Origin of the sequence: Maribacter sp. PR1 (assembly GCF_028464145.1) — a bacterium.
Taxonomy (GTDB): Bacteria; Bacteroidota; Bacteroidia; order Flavobacteriales; family Flavobacteriaceae; genus Maribacter.
The window spans coordinates 1-1,522 of the sequence record NZ_JAQPCG010000021.1 but is presented as its reverse complement, the minus strand read 5'-3'; the positions used below and the strand labels follow the sequence as shown (position 1 = coordinate 1,522).

At 34.2% G+C, this 1,522-nt stretch carries 1 protein-coding gene; it reads left to right on the top strand.

What is annotated here, in order from left to right; all coding sequences use genetic code 11:
• Window positions 1–267: 267 nt before the first annotated feature.
• Window positions 268–1,356, top strand: a complete 1,089-nt coding sequence (locus PP182_RS20995) for a hypothetical protein (RefSeq protein ID WP_067034461.1) — start codon at window positions 268–270, stop codon at window positions 1,354–1,356.
• Window positions 1,357–1,522 lie beyond the last annotated feature (166 nt).

The window sequence follows — 1,522 nt, the reverse complement described above, 5'->3', positions numbered from 1 at the left end:
CATTGGACTATAAAACAATAGAGGAATTTGAAAACGAAATGTATAACCAAAAATCAGAGGCATCAGAGGCATGACTCTTAACTGGTTGTCCATTTTTTTGTTGCAAGCCCAGTTTACACGGCTTATCCACTTGGGCATAGCTGACGAAATTGGCGTTATATGCTTAAGAAAGTTGGAGATATAAGCTAGTTGGGCACAATCTGGAAAACACATAGTTTCTGTAACCTATTAGCAATTTGAATTGTCTAATACTTAAAAGACAACGCAATGTTTAGAATACTTACAAACCTACTTTTAACCATACTGCTTCTTTCTTGTAGCAAAAATTCAGTTACACCTACTGAAATGCCGAAACCTAAATTACTAATTGGACTTTCTCTGCAACAATATAAAAATACAGCTCCCGGTTTAGACGGATATCTTGAAGGACTGGACTATGCGGTTCGAAATGGCATTAATATATTTGGAATGAGCCCTGAATGGAATACATTGGAAACTAATCCTAATTCTTATTCATTACAAGATAATCTGGCAAATCCTCTTAATTTACTCGATCCAGATAAGACCAAATTGAATAGTTATATTCTTGTCTTGAAAATGATAGATACAAATATCAAATCAGTTCCAGATGATTTAGAAAACTTGGATTTCGATGATCCCGATATGATAAATAGATTTTCACTGCTTTTAGATAAAATTTTTTCAGAAGTTCCATCCATCGAAAGAGTTTCCTATATTTTAATAGGAAATGAAATTGATGGATATTTAAGTGCCAATCCAAATCAATTACAAGGATTCAAAGTATTTTATGTATCTGCTATTCAGAAAATACACGCATTAAATCCAAAAGTAAAAGTAGGCACAATTATTACTTTTAACTCAGCTAAAACTAATCCAACCTTGTTTGACACATTTAAATATGTAGGCGATTTTATTTGCTATACCTATTACCCAACAGACGAGCAAAATAGCATTCCTTGGCAAATGCGTCCAACCAACCAAGTTAAAGATGATATTGACTGGATGGTTCAGAATGCAGCGGGTAAACCAATTGCATTTACAGAAATAGGATATACATCTTCAAGTGAAAATTCATCATCTGAAGTACAACAAACAGAATTTGTGCAAGTAATGTTTAGCTCTTTGAAACCATATATAGACAGTAAAAAAGTAGCGTTCGTTTACTATCACGGTATGTATGATTATCCTCAAGGATTCTGCAACCAATATGCCCAGCAACAAGGTGTCGATTCAACTTATTTATGTGGTTTTATGGATAACTTAGGTCTTCACAGTTGGGAAACTGGGCAACCTAAACCAGCTTGGAATACTTTCGTGAGTGAAATAAATGAATAACACTGGGCCCAACAATGATCACCGTTGCGCAAGTCTCGAAAATTTGGAAAACTTAATTGTGGACTTACTACATTTGACTGGACATTGAGAAAAGAGCATGTTGACTGTTTGAATTAACTTTGAAAACATGTCAAAACAAAAAAGAGAGTACACAATGGAGTTCAAG

Excerpts from the sequence above, each read along its gene's own strand:
- PP182_RS20995 (WP_067034461.1), top strand. The coding sequence starts at position 268 with ATGTTTAGAATACTTACAAACCTACTTTTAACCATACTGCTTCTTTCT.